The following is a 24,200-nucleotide window of genomic DNA, read 5'->3' as shown; positions in this document are numbered from 1 at the left end:
GGGATCAAATATGAAGCAACGAATTTTACTTATTGATGACGAAGAAGAAATTGCGGAATTGCTAGAAGACTTTTTACTAGTAGAAGGATACGAGGTCTACCAAGCTACGACTGGAGACGATGCAAAAAAAATTCTCGCTCAAACGACCATTCATTTTATTTTGCTTGATATTATGATGCCAGGTGAATCAGGGTTCACTCTCTGCAAGCAAATTCGAGAGCGCTATAATACACCTATTCTTTTTTTAAGCGCCTTGCAAAACGATACGGATAAAATTCGCGGGCTCTCGATCGGAGCAGATGATTACATCGTCAAAAATGCGACGCCGTTAGAAATTATCGCTCGTATCAAAGCTGTTAACCGAAGAGTCTATCGTGATCAATCTACTTCTCTACGCTCAGAGGTGGTGAGATGTGGCGATGTGGAATTGCAGCTTTCCACAAGACGGCTACAGGTTAACGAGCAGGAAGTAGTTCTAACTGCAAAGGAATTTGAGTTAATGAAGTTATTTTTATCTCACCTCAATCAAGTGTTTACGCATGAACAAATTATTCAACGAATTTGGGGATATGAAGACGGGGACTCTCATACGGTTCGTGTATACATCGCAAAGCTACGCGAAAAAATAGAAACAAAAACAAGCTCATTTCAGATTTCGACTGTGTGGGGAGTTGGATACAAAGCAGAGGAGAGAATAGGATGAACGGACTTCAGCTCTCGATTAAAAAATGGGCTCTCCTTTTTCTACTACTATTCTTAATCGTTCCGATTGTAATGACTAGGGTAACGGTTTATTTCTATGATTACTTTTCTTCTCCATATCAAGATGAATTAGAAAGTACAACCCCGTGGTTACAGAGTCATGTTTTAGAAGAAGTACACAGATGGGATCAACCATCTTATCAGCAATCGCTAAATCACTCTTCACGTAAGCTAGGAATTCGTTTGGAGCTGTTAAATAGCGCTAAACAAACAGTTTTCTCTAACCTGTCTCACACAAATAGTTATCAGCTTCATTCAACGTCAGCAGTTCAAATAGAGGAAGCGGGAACAACTCTTGAGCACTATCCTATCTTTGAAAACAATCGGCTAATTGGGACCGTATATGTGCAGGACCAGCGCTCTTTCATACCGCGAAAAACTTCTTGGACTCATTACCTCATCACTGAGTGGGGCGGATTATTTGTATGGCTTTTCTTTTTTTCTTTCATTTTAGCGGTAAGCCTTCGTTTCGTTAAACAAAAAATTCTCTATCCGTTAAAGGAGTTTCAACATGCGACTGCCTTGATTAGCAACCAACATTTTAGCTTCCCCGTTCCTACTACGCCTGTAAAAGAAATTAACGAGCTGTCTATGGCCATTCAAACGATGCAAGTAGAGCTAGAATTATCATTGCAAAAACAGGCAACAATGGAAAAGGAACGAAAGCTATTTATCTCGTCCATCATTCACGATTTGCGAACACCCTTGTTCACGATTAGAGGTTCATTAGAAGGGATCAAACAAGGAATTGCGCAAACACCTGAAAAACTAAATAAATACATTGAGATTAGCTATCAAAAAGCGAGCTTACTTAATCAATTAATTGATGATTTACATACGTATACCACTACGAACTACATAGAAGCTCCTCTTCAAAAGCAGGAAATTTTGCTTCATCCTTTCCTTTCTGACATGATCATGGGATTTTCATCAATGGCGAGAGAGAAAGATATTGAGCTTATCTATTCCAAGTGCGACAATAGCATTCACATAAACGGTGATTACCTTCTCTTATCACGAGCCTTGGAAAATATAATTGGAAACGCTATTCGCTATACGGAAACACATGGTCAGGTCACGATCGCTGTTTCAACGGCAGACCCAGATTTTGTTCATATAATCATTATGGATAACGGAATAGGAATTTCATCAACCGAGCTTCCTTACATTTTTGAACCTTTGTATCGAGGAGAAAAATCACGCAATCGAAAAACAGGTGGAAGCGGATTAGGACTTTCTATTGCCAAGCAGGTCATTTTGCGACATGAAGGAACTATTTTCATAGATAGCAAGCTAGAGGAAGGAACGACGGTGACCATTTCACTTCCTTATATATACAAAAAGCCGATCTCATAGCTGAAATCGGCTTTTTCCTATAAATATTTATTTTACTTGATCGTTTTTATCATCTGTAAACCATTTGCTTACAGTAGCAGGATTGCTGATGACTCCTGCTGCAACAAGAAAAGTTAATGCAGCGTTAACGACCATGTCGTACTTTTCAGTGGAAATTTGCACCCCAAATAATTGAAGAATCATAAGTAGTAAAGATGCTAACGACACCCACAGTCCGTAGTTTTTCCAGCGTCCCATCGTCATCACTCCTTATTTTAGCAACTTCTCTATTAGCATATGCAGTTGCTAGAATAAGGTGATAGACGCGTTTACGCTTTTTTCAAATACTGATATAGTTCATACCCAATGGCTGAAATAGCGGATCGTCCCTTATAGGAATTGACGAGCTGATGAGTTAGAACCGCTACATATATACGCTGTCCATAGCCATCAATAATCGCGACATCATGCTCAACGCCTTCTAACTCTCCTGTTTTGTTGGCAATTGTAACGGTATCATCCATTCTCGCTGGGAGCTTATCTTGAAATTGCTGTTTGGTTAAGATTGAATAAATCTCTTGCCTGCTTTCACGTGACAAAAACTGTTCATTTTCTATCAATGTTAAAAGCTTCACCATGTCGCGCGCAGACGTCCAATTATCCTTCCCTTTTTTGATCGCCTCATAATCCATCATTTCTCGTTGCAGCACGGTCGCTTCTGTGAAGGCGTGACAATAATCATTAACGGCATTCATGTTCAAACGATGAATAAGCGCATTTGTCGCCATGTTGTCTGAAACAGTGATCATTAACACGGCCAAATCGTACCACGTGAGCTTCACATCGTTCGTAAGGGACTGAAGAACTCCTGCTCCGCCGACTCTCTTAAAATCCTTTATTTCGTTTATCTCACGTAAATGAATGAGACCCTGTTCTACTTGATGAAAGAGTTCGAGCAAAATAGGAATTTTAATGAGGCTTGCAGATGGCATAGACAGATCGCCGTTCACATTAATATGTTCGTTTCCTAGCTGGACATAGACACCCATACGTCCACTGATCCCATTCACAATGTTCTCGATTGTATTCTGTAAATCTTGAACCTTGTTCATCTTAACTTGTTGTCACTTCTTGTTTTTGCTTGTCCATTATTTCCTGATTATACAGATGACACGCTACAAAATGACCGCTCTCAGCTTCTTGCCAAACTGGTTTTTTCGCTGCGCAAACGTCCATGGCATGAGGACAGCGCGTGCGGAACGTGCAGCCACTCGGCGGGTTAATTGGACTTGGTATTTCCCCTTTTAAAATAATACGCTGACGCTTGTCCTCTACGTCAGGGTCAGGAATTGGGATGGCTGATAGAAGCGCCTGCGTATATGGATGAAGAGGATTTTTATAGAGCTCATCGCTTGTCGTAAGCTCCATCATATTTCCCAAATACATGACGCCAATTCGGTCACTAATATGCTTTACCATTGAAAGGTCATGCGCAATGAATAAATACGTAAGTCCTTGTTCTACTTGAAGCTTTTTTAATAGATTGACTACTTGCGCCTGAACAGACACATCTAAAGCGGATATCGGTTCATCTGCAATAATAAACTCTGGTTCTAGCGCTAGTGCACGAGCGATTCCAATTCGCTGACGCTGCCCGCCGCTAAATTCATGCGGATAGCGGTTGGCATGCTCACGATTAAGCCCGACAAGTTCTAGAAGTTCATAGATGCGCTCATTTTGTTTCTTCTTGTTCGGATACAATCGATGTACTTCCATCGGTTCTGCGATAATATCTCGCACGGTTGAACGAGGATTTAACGATGCATATGGGTCTTGAAAAATCATTTGAATTTTGCGCTGATACTTGGTGCGCTCCTTTTCAGATAACTCGTCCATATCGCGTCCTTCATAGAGAACCTTTCCGTCCGTGCGATTGTACAGCCGCATAATCGTTCTTCCCGTTGTCGATTTTCCACATCCAGACTCACCTACTAAACCAAACGTTTCTCCTTTGTAGATATCAAACGAAATACCATCGACCGCCTTGACGACTTGATTTTTATCTGCTGGGAAATATTTTTGTAAGTTTTGAATCATCAATAGACGTTCCTTCTCCATGCCTAACCCCTCCATTTTTTCAAAAAGCTATCTTATTTCCAATATCGGCTCGCATGACAGAGCTCTTTTTCATAGATGGTGCCTTTTAATTCAATGACCTCAATACCTTTTCCTGTTTGAGGAGCATGAATCATTTCTCCGTTTCCATAATAAATCCCCACATGATGAAGCTTTCCTTTCCCTTCTTCATATGCGAAGAATAGGAGATCGCCGGGCTTCAATTGATGAAACGGTACGCTCTCACCTGCGGCTGCTTGGTCATGCGCATCACGTGCGATCATGATTCCATTTGCTTTGCACATTGTGTAACTAAACCCTGAACAATCAAACCCAAATCCACTCATTCCACCCCATAAGTAAGGAAGACCAATAAACGCTTTTCCGGCTCCGACAATTCCTTCCCCGTTTCCTCTTGGAAGTTCGTTCACCGAATGCAAGAACGTAATATCTTCTTTTTTTACACGTGCTGTTCCTTGAGGTATTCGAACGCGGATGTATGTCCCTAATTCCTCTACGACCGGTAGCCTCGTTTGAAAACTTACGTGAAGAAGCGGCTGATCTTCCTCATCATATAGCCATGCTGTTTGCTTAATAACGCTGATAAGCGGAGATTGCTCAACGTTCCACTCATCCACTTCTGACAGCTGCCTTTTTGGCATCCACCCAGGATAGCCTCGTTCCTGCTTTGAAGACGGCTGTTCAGGAATGACCACTTCCACCCACTCACCGTGCTCACTGATGATCTCAACTTTTTGACCAAGAAGCACCTGTGTTTGAACAAGATTGTGATTGCATAGATCAAGAAGCTGATCATGACTTAAGCTTTTAATCCATCCTTCAATATTTGCAGGATAGCTCACCGCTTGTTGATCCAACTCTCTTGGTGAGTCATGAGATGTCCAAATCGTTGCGACCGGTACGTTTATAACAAATGATTTACCCAATTTGTATGCCTCCTTTTAAATTCACATCCGTAATGCCAAGGCCCGTTTTTTGAGCGAATGAAATGTGGCGTCCACTGTAGTGAATACCGCCTGTGACGATATCTTCTGCAAGCATGAGCGGTGCATCAAAATCAAAACGCGTAATGTTCTTTTTACTAGCGGCAAAGTGGGCTGCAGCCGTAATGCCTATCTTTGTTTCAATCATGCTTCCGACCATACATTGAATGCCGTTTAATTCAGCAAGGGCGTTAATTTTTTCAGCTTGATAAATGCCGCCTGCTTTCATAAGCTTAATGTTAATTAAATCCGCACTTCTCGTCGCTACTACCTCTAGCGCTTGATTAGGTGTAAATACACTTTCGTCTGCCATAATGAGCGTGTTGACGTGATCCGTTACTCTTTTTAGACCTGCGATGTCTGACGCGACCACGGGTTGCTCTACTAGCTCAATATTGAGTCCCAAATCTTCCATTTGACAAATCGCGTAAATAGATTCTTTTACGCTCCATCCTTGATTGGCGTCTAGACGTATTTTGGGCTCATTGCCAACCACCTGGCGTATTCGTTTTATGCGCTCAATATCGGTTTGAATGTCATCTTTTCCAACCTTGATTTTCAGAACGTCAAATCCATCCTTTATGTACTGCACAGCATCATCCGCCATTTCTTCTGGCTCATTTACGCTTACCGTGTAGTCTGTTTCAAGACCTTCTCTGTACCCACCAAGATACTGATACAGCGGCAAACCGCTATGCTGTGCCAAGCAGTCGTATAGGGCCATATCCACAGCTGCTTTTGCACTTGAGTTTCGAACGATGCTAGAGGCTATATCATGAAAAAGAGCTTCATAGTGTAAGAGATTCCTTCCGATTAGCTTTGGTTTAATCACCTGCTGAATCGCTGCTTCAATGCTATCTAAGCTATCACCTGTAATTACTACTGTTGGGGGCGCTTCTCCCCAGCCAATTGTTCCGTCATCACACATCACCTTTACGATAATCGCTTCGGCTAAGTGAACCGTGCGAAGCGCTGTTTTAAATGGTTTATGTAATGGTACTGCGACTCGGTACGTATGTAAGTCTGTAATCTTCATTTCTAGTCCCTCCCCGTCTATCTATCGTGCTTGAAAAAGCCTATCGTTTTAATTCATCATCTACTCACTATATGCAAGAAGGTGCCCAGGCGTGTTGCCCATGGACACCTTCCTAGCTGTGCTGTTTTATTTCTTGTCTGCCCACTTAAGTTCTAAGTACCCAACAGGATGACGGACAATTCCTGTTACGTCTTTATTTTGCAAGTACACTTGGTTGTAGAAATGAATCGGTAAGATTGGCATATCATCAAATAAAATTTGTTCTGCTTCGTGCATAATTTTAAAACGTTTTTCTTCATCGGCTTCGCTCTTCGCTTGTTTGATTAGCTCATCATATTTCGGATTGCTCCACCCTGTACGGTTCATTGAATGACCCGTTTGGAAATTTTCTAAGAAGTTAATTGGATCAGCGTAATCAGCTAAGAATGAGCTACGTGAGAATTGGAATTTAAGCTTCTTTTGCTCATCTTGGAACACGTTCCACTCCATATTCGCAAGCTTCACATCAACGCCTAAATTTTCTTTCAGCATATCTTGCATTGCTTCTGCAATTTTTTTGTGATCTTCACTTGTGCTGTACGTTAATGTAACAGCTGGTAACTTGCTGTATCCTTCTTCTTTCATCCCTTTTTCTAACAATGATTTTGCTTCCTTGTTATCAAATTTCACAAGATCTCCGCCTGTTTTACGGAAGTCATCTCCTGAAGGTTCATTAAAGCCTGGTGAAACGAATGCAGTAGCTGGCTTTTGTTTTCTTTTTGTTACGTAATCCACGATCTTTTGTTGATCAACCGCCATTGCGAACGCTTTACGAATATTCGCATTTTGGAATGGCTCCATGTTTACGTTGAAGCGGTAGAAATATTCACCTGCTTGGTCATCTACTTTTACTTCACCATCTTTGAAAAGCTTATCGCTTAAATCAGATGGTACGCCCGATGTATCAAGTTCTCCTGTTTGGAAAAGCTGATATTCAGTCGTTGTATCGCTCACTTCAGCCCAATTTACTTGATCAAGCTTTACATTTTTCGCATCCCAATATTGATCGTTTTTCTTCATAACAAAATTGCTGTCATGCTTCCACTCTGTTAACTTGAATGGCCCATTGGCAACAAATGTGTCAGCCTCTGCATACCATTTCGGATTTTTCTCCGCCACTTTTTGATTGATTGGGAAAAATGCTGGGTTTGCAATAACGCTTAGGAAATACGCTTGTGGACTTGTTAACGTTACTTCTAGTGTTTTATCATCTGTTGCTTTTACTTGTACGTTGTCTGCTGTTCCTTTACCCGTGTTAAATTCTTCGCCGCCTTTAATGAAGTAACCTAAAAACGCAGCAGAAGAAGCTGTTTTTGGGTCTAATAATCGTTTCCAAGCAAATTCAAAGTCTCCCGCTGTTACAGGATCACCGTTTGACCACTTCGCATTGTCACGAATATGGAACGTATATTTTGTTCCATCCTCTGATACATCCCAGTCCTTTGCAGTAGCAGCTTCAGGATTGTGATCTTTCCCTAAACGCGTCATCCCTTCCATAAGGTTGTTTAGCGCATTCCAAGAAACCGAATCAAATCCGATTGGCGGATCCAGTGAAGTAGGCTCCTGACCATTGTTTAAATACAGAACCTTTGATCCTTTTTTACCACCGCTTTTCTCTGAGTCATTTGCTTGATCACTTGTTGCCGTACAGGCTGCAAGTGCAAATACAAGCATGACCATTACGCATAGCGAAAACACTTTTTTCATTCGAAATCCCCCTCAGTCTAGTCATCTATTGTAATCTGTAAAACAGATAAAACCCCTTCGTTTATGCTAACGTACTGACAAGCTTTTTCGCTCTCTCATCCTGCAGCCAGCAGCTCGTATGATGTCCCTCGCTAATGATCGTGTCATTTGGATGGACACGGTCACACACTTCCATCGCATACGGACATCTTGGTGCAAACGCACACCCTGTAGGCGGAGAGAATAAATCAGGCGGTGACCCTGGAATTGGAATTAAATCTCCACCTTGCAAATCTAACCTCGGAACAGAATTTAGCAGTCCTTTGGTGTACGGATGCTGCGGGTTATAAAAGATTTCTCGTCTCGTTCCTGCTTCTACTACTTTTCCTGCATACATGACGACCACTCGATCAGTCACTTGAGCAACCACGCCTAAGTCATGCGTAATGAGAATGATCGAAACGTTTGTTTTACGCTGAATATCTCGGAATAATTCGAGAATTTGAGCTTGAATCGTGACATCAAGAGCGGTCGTTGGCTCATCCGCAATAATGACTTCCGGCTCGCAGACCAATGACATTGCAATAACAATGCGTTGCCTCATTCCACCACTAAATTGATGAGGATATTGCTTTAAGCGCTCCTTAGGACTTGAAATTCCTACTAGCTCTAGCATTTCAACAGCCTTTTGTTTTGCTTGTTGCTTCGTTGCTTTCGTATGTTGCATAATTCCTTCTGTAATTTGCTCCCCAACGGTAATCGTTGGATTCAGGGCAGTCATTGGATCTTGGAAAATCATTGAGATCTCTGATCCTCTGATTTTACGCATCTCTGATTCTTTTAATTTTGTTAAATCGTTTCCTTTAAATAAAATAGAGCCGTCTGCAATACGTCCCGTTGCTTTTGGAATAAGGCGCATAATGCTTTGAGAGGTAACACTTTTTCCACATCCTGATTCCCCTACAATCGCAATTGTCTCGCCCTTATGGAGATCAAATCCGACTCCTCGTACTGCTTTTACAGTGCCCCCGTATGTATCAAAGGAGACGTGTAAGTTTTTTATTTCAAGTACTTTTTCCATGCTTTACCTCCTTAACTTCGGATCTAATGCGTCTTGAAGTCCATCTCCGAGTACGTTAAATGCATACATCGTGATCGAAATAAAGAAAGCTGGGAAAAACAAACGCCACCAGTAGCCAGCTAAAATACTTGTTACTCCGTCACTTGCCATTACTCCCCAACTCGCATACGGAGCCTGAATGCCAAGACCTAAAAAGCTCAGGAAGGCTTCAGCAAAAATGGCGGAAGGAACCGTCAACGTCATTTGAACGATAATCGCGCCCATTGTGTTCGGAAGTAAGTTTTTACGAATAATTCGAAATACTTTCGTTCCAAACGTCTGAGATGCTAACACGAATTCATAGTTTTTAATTTGGAGCACCTGTCCGCGAACAATTCGCGCCATTCCTACCCATCCGGTAACAGTAAGAGCCACAATGATCGTTCCCATACCTGGGCCCATTACAACCATTAGAAGAATAACGACTAGAAGGTACGGTAGACCATATAAAACCTCTACGATACGCATCATGATGTTATCGGTTCTCCCACCTTTATAACCTGAAATCCCTCCATACAACACACCAATAATAAAGTCAATTAAGGCCGCCATAAATCCAACAAACAGCGAGATTCTAGCTCCATACCATGTTCGTGTGAACACATCTCGGCCCATATCATCGGTTCCAAACCAGTGCGTAGAGGACGGCGCTAAGTTTTGATCTGTCAACGTCTGCTTTGTCACGCTATGAGGAGAAATGATGGGACCAATGATTGCCATGATAATGAGAACAATTAGCATTACAAGCCCCGTCATCGCCAGCTTATTTTTGCGCAGCCTTCGCCAAGCATCCTGCCAATAGGAGAGACTTGGTCTTACTACTGCTTCTGCTTCGTTTGCATCTTTTTTCTTTGGTACAAACCATTCATCTAAAACCGTATTCGGGTCTTGTTGTGTAGGAAGTCCCATACCTTACCCCTCCTTCTTATGAAGCTTAATTCGAGGATCTAAAAATCCATAAGCTAAATCAACCACAAAGAGCATAAAAATCAAAAATGCGCTATAAAATACGGTCGTCCCCATGATTACCGGGTAGTCACGATCGTTAATACTCTGGACGAAATATTTCCCCATCCCAGGAATAGCGAAGATCTTTTCAATGACAAAGCTTCCTGTTAAAATACCTGCAGCTAGCGCTCCAATGATCGTCACGACAGGTAACAACGCATTTCTAAGCGCATGTTTTACAACGATTTTAAACGGCGTAAGTCCTTTCGCTGTCGCTGTTCGGATATAATCCTGTGTAAGAACCTCAAGCATACTAGACCTAGTCAGACGTGCAATAATCGCCATCGGCCCTGTAGCGAGGGCCACAGTTGGCAAAATCATGTGCTTCCAGCTTGTCCACATGGCACCAGGTAGAATCTCCCAGTTAACAGCAAGTTGCTGAATGAGCAGGGGAGCCATGACAAAGTTTGGGATAGAAATTCCTAAAACAGCTAGGGTCATAGCGACATAATCGACAATTCCGTTGTGAAATAAGGCGGCGATAATTCCTAAAATAATTCCGGAGATAATAGCAACAATAAGCGTTACGGTTCCAAGTTCGAGTGATACTGGAAAACCGCGTGATAGCAAGTCATTTACCGTTGAATCTGGTTGTTTAATTGAAGGACCAAAATCGAACGTGGCGATCGATTTCAGGTAAAGAAAATACTGCGTATAGAGCGGTTGATCTAAATGATAATGTGCCTCTAAGTTCTTTTGAACGACGTCGCTTGTGTTACGCTCTTGGTTAAATGGTGAACCTGGAATCATATGCATGAGAAAGAACGTAAGTGTGGTAATAATCCACAGCGTAGCAATCATCGCGACAAATCGCTTAACTATATATTTTCCCATTGTCATCACACTTTCTTAACAGAATGTTGTTCGCATTGCAAGCTCAGTCATGACGAGCATCGCTTGATAAGCTTCTAGTATGTTATCAGCTTCGTAACGTACAATCGTTGTTCCTTTTTCAATTTCTGTTTTAGGCATTAAGTGAGCCCATTCGGCTTGTCCATAATTGGCAAATTCAATTCGAAGAACTGGTTTTTCAGGCGGAACGAGTGGTTTCACTTCTTTTTTTAGCGCTTCTTCTGTCTTCGCCTTTAGCAGCTCTGCCGCTTTTGCGGGTGTTAAGCTCTTGGACGCCGAACGCGAAATCGCTTCTTTGACTACCGCTGTCGTTACATTCGGGATAAGCGCCTCTGCTTCAGCGGCCGCTTGATCATCACCTGCAACGAGTAAAACAGGTACTCCGTAGTAACCTGCTACGTATGCATTGAATCCTAATTCTCCTACTTCAACCTCATTTATGTACATACGGCGAACGCCAAAAATCATGCTATGTGTCATTACTCCTGGAACGGAAGCACGAGCGTGATAGCCAAGAAACATTGCTCCTTTAAAGCTGTCATCTAATCCTTGAACCATGGAAAATGGCTTTACATCACCCGTAATTAACTGCGTATCTGGGTGTAGATGTTCAATAAGCAAGTTGTTCATTTTGGAATGACTGTCATTCACCACCACTTCCTCGCATCCAGACGCAAAGGCGGTATTTACGACGGCATTGGTTTCATTCGTCATAATCAGTCGCCCACGTTCATAATTGTGTCTAGAAGAATCGACGTGCGATGCATCAACAAGTCCTGTAATCCCTTCCATGTCGACAGAAACGTACAATTTCATTCTGCTGTCCCCCTGATTTTTTCTTTTATACTTTTTTAAATTTTCTTAAAATTATAGATCATATGATTCGAGATTGCAATTAGATGTCAGAAAATAAAAAAAATATTGGTTATTGACGAATTCTTCATTTTTTGCGTAAATTGGACTTCTTTCAAAGAATGAAATCCCTTTAAAAAAGACGAAGCCCGAACAAATTGTTCGAACTTCGTCTTTTTGGTTGGTTTTTTAACCGATTAGTTTTTTACTGATTGCATGATGTACTGAAGAGCCTGATCATCACCTTGAACATCATATAGTTCCCCGTCATGCTGCAGGCGAATACTGTGGAAGACCTGCAAATAGTCCTCACAAGCCTCGCAATAGACTTCTTCATCCTTATTCCAAAAGCTATATAGAGAATAGTTCTTATGCTTTGATTCCGGATATTGTGCTTTGTACTCATTTACAAGCTCTACGTAGCGGGCAAGAGCGGCTTCTTTTTCATCAAAGGAAAGCTCACTTGTAATTTGATCTTGCCAATCGCTTAAAAAATACCAAGGCTCACAATCTTCTTTTGCTACATAAATCGTCCAGCCTTTTTCCATCTTAAACACCTCTTTTAACTTGACCCCTTACATCTAGTATATACGTTTTCTTCCTATTACCCAAAGAATATACCTATAAGTGGAAAAAAGAGGAACCTTTTATGCTTTTAACAACCCCTGTAATCGAAGCGGCTCTAGATCTTCGTCTATAAGCGCCTGCTCCTTAAAAAAGCCACTCTCATCTTCTTTTAGGACACGTTTCAGCTGCTCATTCGCCTCTTCGTAACGATGTAGCTTTGCTAAATAACATGCCTGATTGTACCTTGCTTCTAGAAATGAATCCTCTTCACGCAATACGTTCTCTGTTAATACGAGCGCTTTGTCCACTTGATGAGTGGCATAATAAGCTCGACTTAACTCGTTTTGTAGCGCAAGTGAAGAATGAATGTTTGTTCCCTCTTCTAATACTCGAACCGCATCTGTATATCGCCCCATTTTATGATAGAGTGCGCCAAGTCCCTGATGTACGTTTCGAGTATAAGGATTTTTCTCGATTGCACGCAGGAATAACTGCTCGGCTTCTTGATCATAGGACATCAGTTCTAATAAAAAGGCTTTTTTCACCCAAATTTCTTCTTCGTCTGGTGCTTCCTGCATCATTTGCTCAGCAAAGGGAATCGCTTCATGAGGATCTAACTCCTGTGAATATGTTAAATGCAGAATAAGAAGCTGATCAGCTAGTGATAGGCTAAATGAATGATTCAACCCTTTTTTCAATGCTTTTGCGGCATCCTTTATGAGCTCCACTTTCTCATATAAATGTGCTAGCTGCTCATACGCGAGCTCGTTATCTGGATTTAGCTTCATCGCTTTTTCATATAAATCGATTTGTAGCCCAATCCTCATAAACTGCCGGGATTTCCCCTTAATTTTAGAGAAAGCACGAGTGAAAAAGGACCCTTTCCTTTGTTCAGCAGCTTCTTCATTTTCTCCGACAGACATCGCCATATACACATTGACTAAGCTTCGTTCTTCGTTCGTAAAAGACATGTCCTTTAGCCATTTTGGAATCTCCATTGTCTCATTTAAACGGTCAGCAGCCATGACCAATAGAGAATAAAAGTCCTCACGATGATGATTTTGTTGAATCAAACGCCTCATTCGTTTCAAGGTCTCCGTTGGATTCGTCTGCAAGAGATGAGCTGCGTAATGCTTTTGAAGCTCTAGATGATTTTCATTTATCTCCAACGCGCTCCTCAGACTTTCTATTGCATGCTCGTCTTTTCCAACAGCCTCATAAACATAAGCCAAACTATCTAAGCGCCATTCCTCCAAAACCTTTCCTTGAAGGTTTTGCAACAAATGTAGGAGCTGTTCATAATCCTCATTAGTCGTGGACAAAGCGGCAAGTGCTGCCATATTGACATCCATTGGATTTTGATCAAAAGCTTGTAGCAAGTAGTAGCGCTCTGCTTTCTTATCTTCTTCAAAGAATGCGATTTCTGCTAGGGACAAGTAGTCCTCAACACTTGCTTCCTCTACTTGTATGCTCCGTTCATAATAACTTTTTGCTTTGTTTAAAGCGCCTAATTCCTTATATAGTTCCCCAAGTCTAGACAGCGCTTTGGGTACTTGTTCAAAAATCCGCTCATATGTCGAAATGGCCTCTTGTACATTCCCCATTTTTTCAGCAAAAAAGGCTTGATAATAATCATACATGTCGCTTCCATTTTTCATTTCTTTTAGCTTTCCGACAAATTCGTATCCACGCTGAAGAAACATAGTTTTATCAAGCGCCTGGACATACAGCTCTAGCGCGGTTTCTTCCTTATACGTCATGTGAATAAGACCTGCCTCGAATAAATCCAGCGCACGCATCAGTGCTGAATGATCCTTCTTCGACTCCACTCCCTCTGCAAACAGTAGCTGACCAGCGTTAATTAAAAAGTCGCTTCTGTCTGAGAATTGACTCTCTAGTGATTGTAAATACACAAAGGCTTGATCATACTGCTGTTGACGAATCCATACGTGTGCGGTTCCGATGTGAGCGAACACTTCCTCTGAATTTCGCTCTAAGCATCCTTGATACATTTCCAATGCGTTCTCATATTGTTCTTGATCATGATAAAAATCACCGAATTTTAAATAAAGAGCGTCAGGTTCAACCACGTTTCGAATTCCTTCTGTTAAAAGGGGCTCGACAAGCTCCATTTTCCCGGTCTGTTCGTATAGCTCTACTAGGGACTCATAAATCGGAACAATCGTTCTATCAAGCGCTTTTGCTGTGCAATATCCACGAATGGCTTTTGCATTCTTTCCAAGGATCTCATCGCATTTTGCACGTTCATACCAAAGATAAGAATCGGTTTTATGATGTCGAATGAGCTGATCAAGCATCATGCGGGCTTCTTCCACACGTTCTTGTTCCCGCAAAATGAGGGCATGGTTCATATGTACAAATACTTCCTCATGTCCCGTCACAACGGCAATTTCAGAGTAATGAAGTGCTCTTTCTCCCTCTTCTTCATAGAGCGAACTTAGCGCCATATAACTCCAAACGTATGGCTGATCCCAATCTCCTTCTAAAGAACGTCTGAAGTACTGAATGGCCTCATCATACCGATCATACTGAAAAGCAATGCGCCCTTTTAAATAGTTGTACATCGGGCTTTGTCGTTTCTTTGTTACTTTCGTTAGCCAATTGTTGGCCTCTTCTAGCTCATTTAACTGTACGAGGCTGTAGGCGATTTGTAGCTGAATATCTTTGTGATGACTCGCACTTTCCTTTAAGCGCTCCGCACACTCTAGAATAAACTCCTTCTTTTCCGGTAAATGAAAATGCTTCACTACGTACAAAGGTGTATAGAGGGTGTCGGGATGATTCTGTAAAAAAGCAACAAATTGTTGGAGATGCTTGCTCGCATCCTCCTCCATTTTTTCAGCAAACTCATACATTTGTTCGAAATACACGTTCTCACTTTGTGGCAGAGCGTCGAGCGATTCGCTATCACTCGGAGTAAACGCCAAACACATATAATACGTATTGGCATATGTTCCTTGAAACTCTTCGTAAGACACTAAGTTTGGCTCTAAGCTATTCGGATCTTGCACGTATAGTACAGCAAGGGTATCGTCATAGCCGAACACAACCTGAACGTGTGCCGTGTGCTCCATATCAATCGAAATTAATACCGGCACGTTCATATCGAGCAACTTTTTCAAACGATCCACAGATCCAACAAAAAAGCGTGTGGAAAACCCTAACGAACGCAAATAAGCAGCCGTCGTCGAAAGCTTAGATCCTGTGACATCAAAGATCGCAGACGCAATTTCCACCTGAGATTTGCGAACACCAAACAGCGTGAGCATCATTTCCATACTAGCAGGTACACAATAGTTATGCTGTTGAACGACTGGTTTGATAGGTAAAATATGTGAGTTGCCTATTGGATGAGTTGTCAACCTTCTATACGGAGATTTTTGCAAACGTTTTGTTTGTGATAAAAACTGGCGGGCTTCCTCGATTTTATTTAAGCGGTACAGGGCCTCTACTCGTAAATGTGCGACATATCCCTTATAAACGTGAAAAGGAAGAAGTTCCTCGACTCGCTCAATGGCTTTAGGAAGATCAGCAAATCGCTTTGCTCCTCTTAACCTTCTCACTCGCTCTAAAGAGAAAGACGGGATATCAGGAAAAAGGTGCTCTCCTTCTTCCGCAAGTTGCAGTGCTTCTTCCTCGTTTCCTGCTGCGGCCTTTAAATCAATTAGTAAAAGCCTGCACATATATCCTCTTGTACGTTCATCCATCCCTTGTTTTAACGCGGCTTCTGCTTTGTCTACTTCTCCGAGCTGTAAATAAAAATAACCCCATTTATCAAAGACAGGGCCCGTTTTCTCTTTCTCGATTACTTGCATAAGAAGCAGCGCCTCGTCATACCGACGCATTTCAAGAAGTGCACGAACGATCGTAAAACGTGCTCTTTCTTCATCAGATGAAGAGTAGGCTTTTGTTTCAAGCGCTTCTTCAAGAGTTTCCATAGCATCTAATGCTTTTCCCTCATCAATCCATTCGTCACATACCCATATAAGCGTCCGAATCGTATCAAAGCGTCGATGGGCGTATCTGGCAACGAATCCTGTGTAATGATACATATGACCTTGGTCAAGCAATCGTAATATATAGTAAAAATCATCTACTGATTGAAGTGATGATAGTCGCTGTTTTAAAAATGAGACTGAATTTTGTTTCTGTATGGATCGAATTTCTTCATATATTTCCTGCAGCGCAGGGGAAAATCTATTCTCCTTGATCCACGTACGAATTTTAACTATATCCATTCTCCACCTCTATCTTTCCTGTAACGTCATTTTCACGAGACTCCCTCTTTTCAAAGAAGTCTTTGCCACAAAGTAGCTGACCTCTATCATAGACAAAAAACACAAAACTTTCCACATAAAAATAAAGGTAATCCAACTCGGCGATTCTGATTTTATTTCACAAAAAAATCCATGTCTTCACGACATGGATTTTATCGGTAAATTATTCACTACTCAAACAGGTGCTTTTTTCACTTTTGGCGCAACCTTTTTCGTTTCCTTTCCAGGTTTTACAGCAAACCATACAACAATAACACCAACTAGGCTACTATATATAGACGTATGGAATACAGCTTGATCTGACATTTTGATGAGAAGCGCATATACAGGTGGACCAGCTGCAACACCCACAAACCGCATGGAACTGTAAAGAGACGTAATGGTTCCTCTCTCCTCTTTCTCAATTCCTTCTGTTATAAGAGCGTCCAAGCTAGGCAATGCAGCTCCAATTCCAATTCCTCCTACTACTAAAGCAGATAAAAGGAATACGAGGGACATATTGAAAAATAGGAAGATAAATGCTCCAGCTAATAAAAGAAAACCAACAAAAATCGTCCATTTCATCACTTGTTTGTTTTCCCCTAGCTTTTTCCCTGCTACAAAAGACGAAATTGATAAAGCTAAAAGCGGGATCGCCATGACGAGTCCTTTTTTCGTACCATAAATTCCATGACGCTCCTCTAATATTGTCGATAAGTAAAATAAAATGCCAAAAAGGACAAACATGATGATGCCACCTAATAGGAAGATAGCAAGAAGCCAGCGAAGATTTTTTTTCAACGTCGCTTTTACATTGCGAGCGAATTCGGCAAACTCCTGTACTTCTTGATCTTTTTTCTTCGGTGTTTTGACGAAAAATAACACAAGTACAATCGAAATCGCACATAAGAGAGGAATAAACCAAAAAGGAAGGAACCAAATAAATGAAGCTAGAAAAGCGCCTAAAATAGGACTTAAAACTTTCCCAAACGTATTGGCCGTTTCGATAAGTCCTAACCCTTTTGTCACTTCATCTTCATTTTTGAACAAGTCCCCTACACAGGGAATAACAACGGGCATAGCACCTGCGGATCCAATGCCTTGAATCACGCGCCCAACTAAAATAAAAAGATACGGGTTCTCCATTTTCCAAGAAGCAAATCCTGTTATGGCGCCTCCGATTGCAGCCAACAATAAACTTGGAATGATTACTTTTTTTCGACCAAATCGATCCGATAAATAGCCTGCGATCGGAATAAGCAGGATTGCGACAATTGAATACACCGTAATAATCATAGACACTTGAAAAGAGCTAATATTAAGCGTCTTTTCAATAACAGGTAATACTGGGATAAGCATAGAATTTCCAAGTGTCATGATCAGCGGAACAGATGCTAGCGCAAACAAATCAAGAGTTTTCTTTTCTTCCATATGATCCTCCGCCTCACAGAAACGTTCGTTTCTTTTCCTTACTTTTTTCTGTCAAAAGCCCTGCTGTTAGTTTGTGCAGTCGTCCTTCTACTATTCCTTTTCTTCATCAAATTGTTTTCAAACAAAAAAACCTAAGACGGGATCATCTTAGGTTCTTCTCACATTATTTGGTTACTTTCTCCTTGCTCATTATACATAAATTGTTTGGTAATAACGTGTTCAACATAAACGGTTGTTAAATCTCGCTTCTTCACTTGCGCTACGATCAAACCTTTAGGATCACCAATGGTAAAGCTTTGTCCATCCTGAAATTGCAACAGTTTTTCACCTAGTGACAACACCCGCTCATACACATGCTTCGTGGTGTCAGGTGATAAGGAAACATACGGTGACGAAAAGAGCACAATAATTTCTTGATCATTAATCGAAGTTCGATACATTATGAACAGCCCCTTATGGATCTCATCATTTTCTTCTTATTTTACTATAAAAGATGGAAAAGCGTAAGTATCACATCTCTAATAAAGCGCTTACTTAACTCATTATTTTTAATATTTAATATATAAATGCGGAAGGTATCTTGACTACTATTGACCGTTATTGTATATTTAAGACAATCATTTACCAAAATATATGTGGAGATTTGCTGAATTTCCTTTTTTATTTAGTAAGTGATTAAAAAGTTTCCAGTAGCGTTTGTCTACAAGGTAATAGGAGGATTAAGTATTATGCAAAACGGTAAAGTAAAATGGTTCAACAATGAAAAAGGTTTTGGTTTTATCGAAGTTGAAGGCGGAGACGATGTATTCGTTCACTTCACAGCTATCGAAGGTGACGGTTACAAATCTTTAGAAGAAGGTCAAGAAGTTTCTTTTGAAATCGTTGAAGGAAACCGTGGCCCTCAAGCTGCTAACGTAGTAAAACTTTAATCACAAAATCGTATGATTAACGATACACACATATAGGAAGCTCACTATTTATAGTGGGCTTCTTTTTTATTTTACTCCACACATCCGCGTATAGATTCCAAAAAGAAAACCACTCTAAAAGATAGGAGGTGGAAAAATGGACAGACTTCCAAATCAAGACGTGACAACGGGCTATAATGAATTACAGCAGGCCCAAGTATCAATCAAATCAGCTCAAAAAATGATTGGCGCTGCAACAATGAGCATGGATGAAGAACAATTGCAATCGGCAACTGAAGCGCTTAGCCAAGCAAAGCAACAACTTACCGCTGCGCAAAATCAAGCAACAGGTGTCGATACAGAATTTCTTCAGCAATGTGAGCAGCTATTATCGCAATGTGAAACACAGTTAACACAAGCTAAACAATAAGCCTTAAACTGAAAAAGACCGCTTCTGCTTTACTCAACACATGATCTACTGTTGAAAGCGAGAAATCGGTCTTTTTCAGCCTGTTCATTTTTTAACGAGCATTTCACCATATTCTTTAATCTTTTCGCCGATTGTACATTGATTAATGCAAAATGACTGCGCATAGTTTTTTCCTTTTTCTTTATTAAACGTTTTTTTCACGAAGCAATCCTCGCAGTAATAATCGAGGAGTTCTGTTACTTCTTGCAATAGTTGTTTTCGATTCACCTTGTTCATCTCCTGCATTATTCTCATAAAAAGTTTAACGTTCTGCATGACTGGAAATATCAATTCCTTGAAGTGCCTGTGTAGCCAATTGATCTGCTTCTTGATTTTGCTTGCGCGAAATGGCTTCATAAATAGGGGAAATCCCGAGTTTTTGTAGTTTTTCTTCGATTCGATCTAAATAGCGGTTGAATTGGTCCTCAAAGCACGGCCATTCCCCTGAAAGCTGATTAAGTACGACCTGCGAATCTCCGCGAAAAACGACTTTTAAGTGATGAGCACCTAAAAGCTCCAATTGATCGACAACATACAAAAAGGCTACATACTCTGCTTCGTTATTTGATGTAATTTCCTGAAGCAATTCGTTTTGTCGAATGCGAAAATGCTTGCCATTTTTCTTGTAGTAAACCACAATTCCCAATCCTGCAAGCTTCTCTGTCTTATTATATCCACCGTCAAAATACGCGATAATATCATGCGGCTCTGTTTCGACTTCTTTTAAAAGTTTTTTAGCTTCTTTCAACGTCCAGCTTTGCTGCTGCTCATCCACAAATTGAATCTCTTTCACTCTTCCGGTTCGCTCAAGATCGGCAGCTAACAGTAGAGCAGCATTTGCTTCTAGCCATTCCGAAGTAAAAGAACAACTCTTTCCCTTTGGAGGCTGGTAGTGCCAAATAATTTGAAATTGCATCTCGTTTCCTCCATTTGTTCAAATGAATTACTCGCTGTTGCAATACGTCATGTCTAGCACGCTCATCTTCGCTCTTTGTCACATGTTGCATTATCTTACCACTAGTTAAATCTTCAAGCAAGTTTTTTGAAATATACGTAGAAGCAACAATTGCTATGACACTTATTATACGTTTTTTTCAGTACTTTAACCGATCTTGTCTCACCATCGATCAGGGATTGATAATATATTCTTTGTTTCCTGCGTTTTTCCTGTTCATTTTGTATAATGGTAACAAGGTAATTTAGAGGAGGAACAAAAATGATTGAAGTATACATTGATGGTGCTAGCGCCGGTAACCCTGGACCATCCGGAATTGGCATCTTCATTAAGGGAGACGGGGGAGCTAAGAAATTTTCGATTCCCCTTGGAATTATGTCGAATCACGAGGCGGAATATCATGCGCTTGTGAAGGCGCTAGAAATTTGTTTAGAAGAAGGATATCGGACAGTATCATTTCGAACGGATTCACAGCTTGTAGACCGAGCCATCGAGAAGGAATACGTAAAAAATGCTACTTTTAAACCCTTTCTTGAGCGAGCTTTAACTTTGTCAAAAGAATTTGATCTATTTTTTATGAAGTGGATTCCGAGCAGCCAAAACTCCGTAGCAGATGAACTCGCACGCTTAGCTGTACAAAAAAGCAAAGAAGTATCAGAGTAAACATCATTGAAAAGCCCACTCAAAAAAAGTGGGCTCCCTACTTTACTGAACCATTCAATAGCTCAGATTCATATCATACCTTTTTGCTCGAAAAACATTGTTGCCTGTCTACGTGTTTGAATCTTTTCTGCTGTTAAGCTTTCAACGAGAGACATAAAAAAGCTGCCGTCAAATTCTCTTTGCATTTTAAGCGTCCACTCAATCGCATAGATGACAACCTCTTCAGAAGCTCCTGCATACTGCTGACCAAATGCAATAAAGCCTCTAGCGTCTTCCCTTAAATGAAAGCCTTTTTCTTCAAGATAAAGAAGATACTCCTCAATTGTTCGTATCGCTTTCACCGTGTCGACCCATCCTTTTTTGAGCATTCCTTCTTTATCTTAGCGCATATTTCGACATTTGGCTACGACTAATCCTCTAAAAAGTAACCGAGTGCACCAATTCCAATGCCAAGCAAAGCGCCTGCCAATACTTCTGCTGGCTGATGGCCGAGCATTTCCTTTAATCGTTGCTCTGTTAGGTCATGAACACCGTGATCTGGCTCTCCCGCTAGTCGCTCAATTTCCTCATCAAGGGTATTTACTTTGATCGTAATCTCCCCCGTTTGCCTTCTGATTCCTTGTGCATCATACATAACAATTGAACCAAAAATCGTTGCTAACGCAAACTCAATGGACGATACACCTTTTTTGAGCGCAGTGTAAGTCGCAAGTGAAGCAACACCTGCTGAGTGTGAGCTAGGCATTCCTCCTGTAGCAATTGCTTCTGACCAAATCCATTTACCGGTTTGCTGCTTTTTTATCGGTATTTTTAATAACTGAGCGATGGTAATGGATGATAGTCCAATTAGTATTCCATTGTTCACTATCCTCACCTCTTTCTAGTCTGTATCTTTTTCAACACGAACAAGTGCTTTTACACCCCCACTACGTGCTTCGATTCGCTCACAAAAGCCTAGATATAACGATGGCTCTAGCATATGCTAGAGCCATCGTTGGAACAAAAGAAGCGAGTAAGACGATGTTAGCGTTTTTTCTTCTTCTTTTGCATTTGATTATTTAATTTCGCAGCTTCAACATCCGCATACGTACCAAATTCTTGACCGTACTTGCTACCGCTTTGCTGCTTTGATGCTTGTTTGCTGCTCACTTGATTGGTGTCAAAAGCAGAACCAAATTCCTGCGTATATTGGTACTGCGTTTTTCCCTTTGCCTTTGACGCTTTTTTCGCCTTTGAGACGTGAGCTTCTGAACCAAATTCTTGATTGTATTGGTTCTTTTTATTTTCTAGCTGTTGGGGATTGTGTGCGCTGTGTTCAGATGCAAATTCATTTTTGTACTGATTCAATTTTTCATTGTTTTTACTTTGTGCATTTGCATTTGCTTTTTTTGTTCTACCCATCGCAATCTCCTCCTTCAACTTGCACTCTTTTTTGAGTACATTGTTAGTATGAGTTAAGAGGCGATAAGTATGTTTTGTAAAATTAGCTAAGGTCGGTATCAATTAGGTTTCCTTCATATGTAATCCAATCGCTCCAGCTACCGGGATAAAGCTTCACGTTCGTAAACCCCGCTTCTAAAAGTGCAACGATATTCGGACAAGCGGTCACACCTGATCCGCAGTAGACAATGATTTCTTTCGTTCGGTCGATATCCGAAAAGTGCGCCCGCAATTCTTCAGCGCTTGCCCAGCGTTGCTCACTTTTCAAAATGCCTTTCCAAAACTTATTCTGTGCTCCTGGAATATGGCCTGCTTTTGCATCAATTGGCTCTTCTAGCCCTTTGTAACGCTTTTCCTCACGTGAATCAATAACGAGTACGTCTTCCGTCAATAGCTTATTTTTCAGCTGTTCCATATCCACTTTCATGTCATGCTGAACCATTGGTGTGTAGGATGCTTTTGGATACGATGTAACGTCTTTTGTTACGTCATATCCCGCTTCTTTCCAAGCTTGAAATCCTCCATTTAAAATATACGTCTCCTGATTCCCCACATATTTCATAAGCCAGAAAAACCTTGAGGCCATCGCTCCACCTTGATCATCATACGCAATAACCTTCGTATCATTTGTAATTCCTTGCGCTTCTAAATACGATACGAAATTGTCCACACTAGGAAGTGGATGTCTCCCACCATGCTCAAGAACAGGAGAAGATAACACCTCCTCCAAATGTGCATACACAGCGCCAGGAATATGCGCTTCCTTGTAAACATGAGCCCCCGTTGAACGATTTCCTAAATCAAAACGACAGTCCACTACGCGCACAGATGGATCTGATAAAGCAGATTTAACTTCACTTGGCTCTAAAATAAAAGAATGCATCTTTACCACTCCTTTTAGGGAAATCCCCGACTTTTACATTAATTTGTGCTGCTTTAATAAGAGTAGATCAATGTCACTACGCATACGTTTTCCTTCTGGAAGCTCCTCTACAATCCTCTGTAGATTCTCCATTTGGGAATGGATTCGTTCATGTAAGCATTCATACGTTGACTGACGAACTGGTTGACCTGTTTTTTTACAGCTTTGTAGTTCATTCACCGCTTCTTGCTGTTCCTTATTTAAGGTCAGCATTGAAATTCCTCTAGAAAACTCTACGGGCGGAAGCTGTTTATATGTCTTCATATAATGAAGATAGGAATAAGACCTCACGATATGAAGAAGAATCTTCGTATGCTTATACGAAGGTTCTTTCACTCGTTTTTTCATGTTCGTACGTAGCAGCTGCAGATAATGATACCCGAGCGATTTTAATGAGTAATTTTTTTGAATAAGCTCTCGCATCGTCACAGCAAAAGAGGTATTTTTGATGTACACCTCGCTTGAAAAGAGCCACTCATATAGAGATGGATTTGATTTATTTAACAGCTCCATCGCTTTGTATAAATCCCACCCGTGATACTCTACTAATCCTTCATGATGTGTGAGCACTTCTGCTGGTCGGCGCAGCTTCAAGTACTCGCTCGTTTCGTATTTAAAAATAAAGCGCACGTCATAATCGCTCTCATTTGTTTGAAGGCCATATGCCCGACTGCCTGCTTCACATGCATATAAAATTGTAACGCCGTGTTCCTTTTCTAACTGTTGAAGCTTCGTTATGATGGTCTTTTTCATACGTGT

Annotated in this window: 26 protein-coding genes; 5 read left to right on the top strand and 21 right to left on the bottom strand. The window is 41.0% G+C overall.

Annotated elements, in window-relative coordinates; all coding sequences use genetic code 11:
* The first annotated feature begins 10 nt into the window (after positions 1 to 10).
* Both AMD01_RS03225 and AMD01_RS03220 read left to right on the top strand, forming a co-directional pair.
* Positions 11 to 703 carry a response regulator transcription factor gene (locus tag AMD01_RS03225; RefSeq protein WP_053399936.1) on the top strand — a complete coding sequence of 231 codons (693 nt, stop codon included), beginning with the start codon at positions 11 to 13 and terminating at the stop codon, positions 701 to 703.
* The gene (locus tag AMD01_RS03220) at positions 700 to 2,118 is read left to right on the top strand and encodes a sensor histidine kinase (protein WP_053399935.1); all 1,419 of its coding nucleotides are present in this window, start codon (positions 700 to 702) and stop codon (positions 2,116 to 2,118) included. The genes AMD01_RS03225 and AMD01_RS03220 overlap by 4 nt, the downstream gene beginning before the upstream one ends.
* A gap of 27 nt (positions 2,119 to 2,145) precedes the next feature.
* Here the strand turns inward: AMD01_RS03220 and AMD01_RS03215 are convergent, their stop codons facing one another.
* The 14 genes from AMD01_RS03215 to AMD01_RS03150 all read right to left on the bottom strand — a co-directional run bounded on the left by AMD01_RS03215 (position 2,146) and on the right by AMD01_RS03150 (position 18,524).
* Complete coding sequence (locus AMD01_RS03215; RefSeq protein ID WP_083446399.1) at positions 2,146 to 2,355, bottom strand: holin; 210 nt, start codon at positions 2,353 to 2,355, stop codon at positions 2,146 to 2,148.
* Positions 2,356 to 2,426: 71 nt separating this feature from the next.
* The gene (locus tag AMD01_RS03210) at positions 2,427 to 3,209 is read right to left on the bottom strand and encodes a serine hydrolase (RefSeq protein WP_053399933.1); all 783 of its coding nucleotides are present in this window, start codon (positions 3,207 to 3,209) and stop codon (positions 2,427 to 2,429) included.
* Position 3,210: 1 nt separating this feature from the next.
* Positions 3,211 to 4,215: an ABC transporter ATP-binding protein gene (locus tag AMD01_RS03205; RefSeq protein ID WP_053399932.1), complete on the bottom strand. Its 1,005-nt coding sequence runs from the start codon at positions 4,213 to 4,215 to the stop codon at positions 3,211 to 3,213.
* 32 nt (positions 4,216 to 4,247) lie between these two features.
* The gene (locus AMD01_RS03200; protein WP_053399931.1) at positions 4,248 to 5,159 is read right to left on the bottom strand and encodes a C40 family peptidase; all 912 of its coding nucleotides are present in this window, start codon (positions 5,157 to 5,159) and stop codon (positions 4,248 to 4,250) included.
* Positions 5,152 to 6,252: a dipeptide epimerase gene (locus AMD01_RS03195; protein WP_053399930.1), complete on the bottom strand. Its 1,101-nt coding sequence runs from the start codon at positions 6,250 to 6,252 to the stop codon at positions 5,152 to 5,154. The genes AMD01_RS03200 and AMD01_RS03195 overlap by 8 nt, the downstream gene beginning before the upstream one ends.
* Positions 6,253 to 6,378: 126 nt before the next feature.
* The gene (locus AMD01_RS03190; RefSeq protein WP_053399929.1) at positions 6,379 to 7,998 is read right to left on the bottom strand and encodes a peptide ABC transporter substrate-binding protein; all 1,620 of its coding nucleotides are present in this window, start codon (positions 7,996 to 7,998) and stop codon (positions 6,379 to 6,381) included.
* 61 nt (positions 7,999 to 8,059) lie between these two features.
* Positions 8,060 to 9,058: an ABC transporter ATP-binding protein gene (locus AMD01_RS03185; protein ID WP_053399928.1), complete on the bottom strand. Its 999-nt coding sequence runs from the start codon at positions 9,056 to 9,058 to the stop codon at positions 8,060 to 8,062.
* A gap of 3 nt (positions 9,059 to 9,061) precedes the next feature.
* Positions 9,062 to 10,006 (bottom strand): ABC transporter permease, encoded by a 945-nt coding sequence (locus AMD01_RS03180; protein ID WP_053399927.1) that lies wholly within the window; start codon positions 10,004 to 10,006, stop codon positions 9,062 to 9,064.
* Positions 10,007 to 10,009: 3 nt separating this feature from the next.
* Positions 10,010 to 10,939 carry an ABC transporter permease gene (locus AMD01_RS03175; protein WP_053399926.1) on the bottom strand — a complete coding sequence of 310 codons (930 nt, stop codon included), beginning with the start codon at positions 10,937 to 10,939 and terminating at the stop codon, positions 10,010 to 10,012.
* Between the two features lie 15 nt (positions 10,940 to 10,954).
* A complete protein-coding gene (locus tag AMD01_RS03170; RefSeq protein WP_053399925.1) occupies positions 10,955 to 11,773 on the bottom strand; it encodes a M55 family metallopeptidase in 819 nt (272 codons plus the stop codon).
* A 233-nt stretch (positions 11,774 to 12,006) separates the two neighbouring features.
* The gene (locus tag AMD01_RS03165; protein WP_053399924.1) at positions 12,007 to 12,357 is read right to left on the bottom strand and encodes a DUF1033 family protein; all 351 of its coding nucleotides are present in this window, start codon (positions 12,355 to 12,357) and stop codon (positions 12,007 to 12,009) included.
* A gap of 99 nt (positions 12,358 to 12,456) precedes the next feature.
* Entirely contained in the window at positions 12,457 to 16,635 is a 4,179-nt protein-coding gene (locus tag AMD01_RS03160; RefSeq protein ID WP_053399923.1) for a tetratricopeptide repeat protein, read from the bottom strand.
* Between the two features lie 213 nt (positions 16,636 to 16,848).
* Positions 16,849 to 18,084: a bacillibactin exporter BcbE gene (bcbE, locus tag AMD01_RS03155; protein WP_053399922.1), complete on the bottom strand. Its 1,236-nt coding sequence runs from the start codon at positions 18,082 to 18,084 to the stop codon at positions 16,849 to 16,851.
* Between the two features lie 158 nt (positions 18,085 to 18,242).
* The gene (locus AMD01_RS03150; RefSeq protein ID WP_053399921.1) at positions 18,243 to 18,524 is read right to left on the bottom strand and encodes a hypothetical protein; all 282 of its coding nucleotides are present in this window, start codon (positions 18,522 to 18,524) and stop codon (positions 18,243 to 18,245) included.
* A 288-nt stretch (positions 18,525 to 18,812) separates the two neighbouring features.
* On the opposite strand from AMD01_RS03150, the gene cspD reads away from it, so the two are divergent.
* Together cspD and AMD01_RS03140 are read left to right on the top strand one after the other, a co-directional pair.
* Positions 18,813 to 19,013, top strand: a complete 201-nt coding sequence (cspD, locus tag AMD01_RS03145; protein WP_041096853.1) for a cold-shock protein CspD — start codon at positions 18,813 to 18,815, stop codon at positions 19,011 to 19,013.
* Between the two features lie 136 nt (positions 19,014 to 19,149).
* Entirely contained in the window at positions 19,150 to 19,422 is a 273-nt protein-coding gene (locus AMD01_RS03140) for a DUF2564 family protein (RefSeq protein WP_053399920.1), read from the top strand.
* 84 nt (positions 19,423 to 19,506) lie between these two features.
* On the opposite strand, the gene AMD01_RS03135 is transcribed toward AMD01_RS03140, so the two are convergent.
* Both AMD01_RS03135 and AMD01_RS03130 read right to left on the bottom strand, forming a co-directional pair.
* Positions 19,507 to 19,698: a zinc-finger domain-containing protein gene (locus AMD01_RS03135; RefSeq protein ID WP_285846507.1), complete on the bottom strand. Its 192-nt coding sequence runs from the start codon at positions 19,696 to 19,698 to the stop codon at positions 19,507 to 19,509.
* A 25-nt stretch (positions 19,699 to 19,723) separates the two neighbouring features.
* Positions 19,724 to 20,377, bottom strand: a complete 654-nt coding sequence (locus AMD01_RS03130) for a ribonuclease H family protein (protein ID WP_053399919.1) — start codon at positions 20,375 to 20,377, stop codon at positions 19,724 to 19,726.
* A gap of 300 nt (positions 20,378 to 20,677) precedes the next feature.
* On the opposite strand from AMD01_RS03130, the gene AMD01_RS03125 reads away from it, so the two are divergent.
* Positions 20,678 to 21,079 (top strand): reverse transcriptase-like protein, encoded by a 402-nt coding sequence (locus tag AMD01_RS03125; protein ID WP_053399918.1) that lies wholly within the window; start codon positions 20,678 to 20,680, stop codon positions 21,077 to 21,079.
* 68 nt (positions 21,080 to 21,147) lie between these two features.
* Here the strand turns inward: AMD01_RS03125 and AMD01_RS03120 are convergent, their stop codons facing one another.
* The 5 genes from AMD01_RS03120 to AMD01_RS03100 all read right to left on the bottom strand — a co-directional run bounded on the left by AMD01_RS03120 (position 21,148) and on the right by AMD01_RS03100 (position 24,194).
* Positions 21,148 to 21,420 carry a DUF6123 family protein gene (locus AMD01_RS03120; RefSeq protein WP_425415106.1) on the bottom strand — a complete coding sequence of 91 codons (273 nt, stop codon included), beginning with the start codon at positions 21,418 to 21,420 and terminating at the stop codon, positions 21,148 to 21,150.
* 68 nt (positions 21,421 to 21,488) lie between these two features.
* Positions 21,489 to 21,944 carry a divergent PAP2 family protein gene (locus AMD01_RS03115; protein ID WP_053399917.1) on the bottom strand — a complete coding sequence of 152 codons (456 nt, stop codon included), beginning with the start codon at positions 21,942 to 21,944 and terminating at the stop codon, positions 21,489 to 21,491.
* Positions 21,945 to 22,102: 158 nt separating this feature from the next.
* Positions 22,103 to 22,480, bottom strand: coding sequence for a hypothetical protein (locus AMD01_RS03110; RefSeq protein WP_053399916.1), 378 nt, complete (start codon positions 22,478 to 22,480; stop codon positions 22,103 to 22,105).
* An 82-nt stretch (positions 22,481 to 22,562) separates the two neighbouring features.
* Positions 22,563 to 23,402: a sulfurtransferase gene (locus tag AMD01_RS03105; protein WP_053399915.1), complete on the bottom strand. Its 840-nt coding sequence runs from the start codon at positions 23,400 to 23,402 to the stop codon at positions 22,563 to 22,565.
* A gap of 33 nt (positions 23,403 to 23,435) precedes the next feature.
* The gene (locus AMD01_RS03100; protein WP_053399914.1) at positions 23,436 to 24,194 is read right to left on the bottom strand and encodes a nucleotidyltransferase domain-containing protein; all 759 of its coding nucleotides are present in this window, start codon (positions 24,192 to 24,194) and stop codon (positions 23,436 to 23,438) included.
* Positions 24,195 to 24,200 lie beyond the last annotated feature (6 nt).

The organism is Priestia koreensis (assembly GCF_001274935.1).
GTDB lineage: Bacteria > Bacillota > Bacilli > Bacillales > Bacillaceae_H > Bacillus_AG > Bacillus_AG koreensis.
Note: the sequence above shows the minus strand (reverse complement) of the source record. Positions and strands in the feature narration are given on the sequence as shown.

Coding starts and splice junctions, on each gene's coding strand:
- AMD01_RS03225 (WP_053399936.1), top strand. CDS start 11: ATGAAGCAACGAATTTTACTTATTGATGACGAAGAAGAAATTGCGGAA.
- AMD01_RS03220 (WP_053399935.1), top strand. CDS start 700: ATGAACGGACTTCAGCTCTCGATTAAAAAATGGGCTCTCCTTTTTCTA.
- AMD01_RS03215 (WP_083446399.1), bottom strand. CDS start 2,355: ATGGGACGCTGGAAAAACTACGGACTGTGGGTGTCGTTAGCATCTTTA.
- AMD01_RS03210 (WP_053399933.1), bottom strand. CDS start 3,209: ATGAACAAGGTTCAAGATTTACAGAATACAATCGAGAACATTGTGAAT.
- AMD01_RS03205 (WP_053399932.1), bottom strand. CDS start 4,215: ATGGAGAAGGAACGTCTATTGATGATTCAAAACTTACAAAAATATTTC.
- AMD01_RS03195 (WP_053399930.1), bottom strand. CDS start 6,252: ATGAAGATTACAGACTTACATACGTACCGAGTCGCAGTACCATTACAT.
- AMD01_RS03190 (WP_053399929.1), bottom strand. CDS start 7,998: ATGAAAAAAGTGTTTTCGCTATGCGTAATGGTCATGCTTGTATTTGCA.
- AMD01_RS03185 (WP_053399928.1), bottom strand. CDS start 9,058: ATGGAAAAAGTACTTGAAATAAAAAACTTACACGTCTCCTTTGATACA.
- AMD01_RS03180 (WP_053399927.1), bottom strand. CDS start 10,006: ATGGGACTTCCTACACAACAAGACCCGAATACGGTTTTAGATGAATGG.
- AMD01_RS03175 (WP_053399926.1), bottom strand. CDS start 10,939: ATGGGAAAATATATAGTTAAGCGATTTGTCGCGATGATTGCTACGCTG.
- AMD01_RS03170 (WP_053399925.1), bottom strand. CDS start 11,773: ATGAAATTGTACGTTTCTGTCGACATGGAAGGGATTACAGGACTTGTT.
- AMD01_RS03165 (WP_053399924.1), bottom strand. CDS start 12,357: ATGGAAAAAGGCTGGACGATTTATGTAGCAAAAGAAGATTGTGAGCCT.
- AMD01_RS03160 (WP_053399923.1), bottom strand. CDS start 16,635: ATGGATATAGTTAAAATTCGTACGTGGATCAAGGAGAATAGATTTTCC.
- bcbE (WP_053399922.1), bottom strand. CDS start 18,084: ATGGAAGAAAAGAAAACTCTTGATTTGTTTGCGCTAGCATCTGTTCCG.
- AMD01_RS03150 (WP_053399921.1), bottom strand. CDS start 18,524: ATGTATCGAACTTCGATTAATGATCAAGAAATTATTGTGCTCTTTTCG.
- cspD (WP_041096853.1), top strand. CDS start 18,813: ATGCAAAACGGTAAAGTAAAATGGTTCAACAATGAAAAAGGTTTTGGT.
- AMD01_RS03140 (WP_053399920.1), top strand. CDS start 19,150: ATGGACAGACTTCCAAATCAAGACGTGACAACGGGCTATAATGAATTA.
- AMD01_RS03135 (WP_285846507.1), bottom strand. CDS start 19,698: ATGAACAAGGTGAATCGAAAACAACTATTGCAAGAAGTAACAGAACTC.
- AMD01_RS03130 (WP_053399919.1), bottom strand. CDS start 20,377: ATGCAATTTCAAATTATTTGGCACTACCAGCCTCCAAAGGGAAAGAGT.
- AMD01_RS03125 (WP_053399918.1), top strand. CDS start 20,678: ATGATTGAAGTATACATTGATGGTGCTAGCGCCGGTAACCCTGGACCA.
- AMD01_RS03110 (WP_053399916.1), bottom strand. CDS start 22,480: ATGGGTAGAACAAAAAAAGCAAATGCAAATGCACAAAGTAAAAACAAT.
- AMD01_RS03105 (WP_053399915.1), bottom strand. CDS start 23,402: ATGCATTCTTTTATTTTAGAGCCAAGTGAAGTTAAATCTGCTTTATCA.
- AMD01_RS03100 (WP_053399914.1), bottom strand. CDS start 24,194: ATGAAAAAGACCATCATAACGAAGCTTCAACAGTTAGAAAAGGAACAC.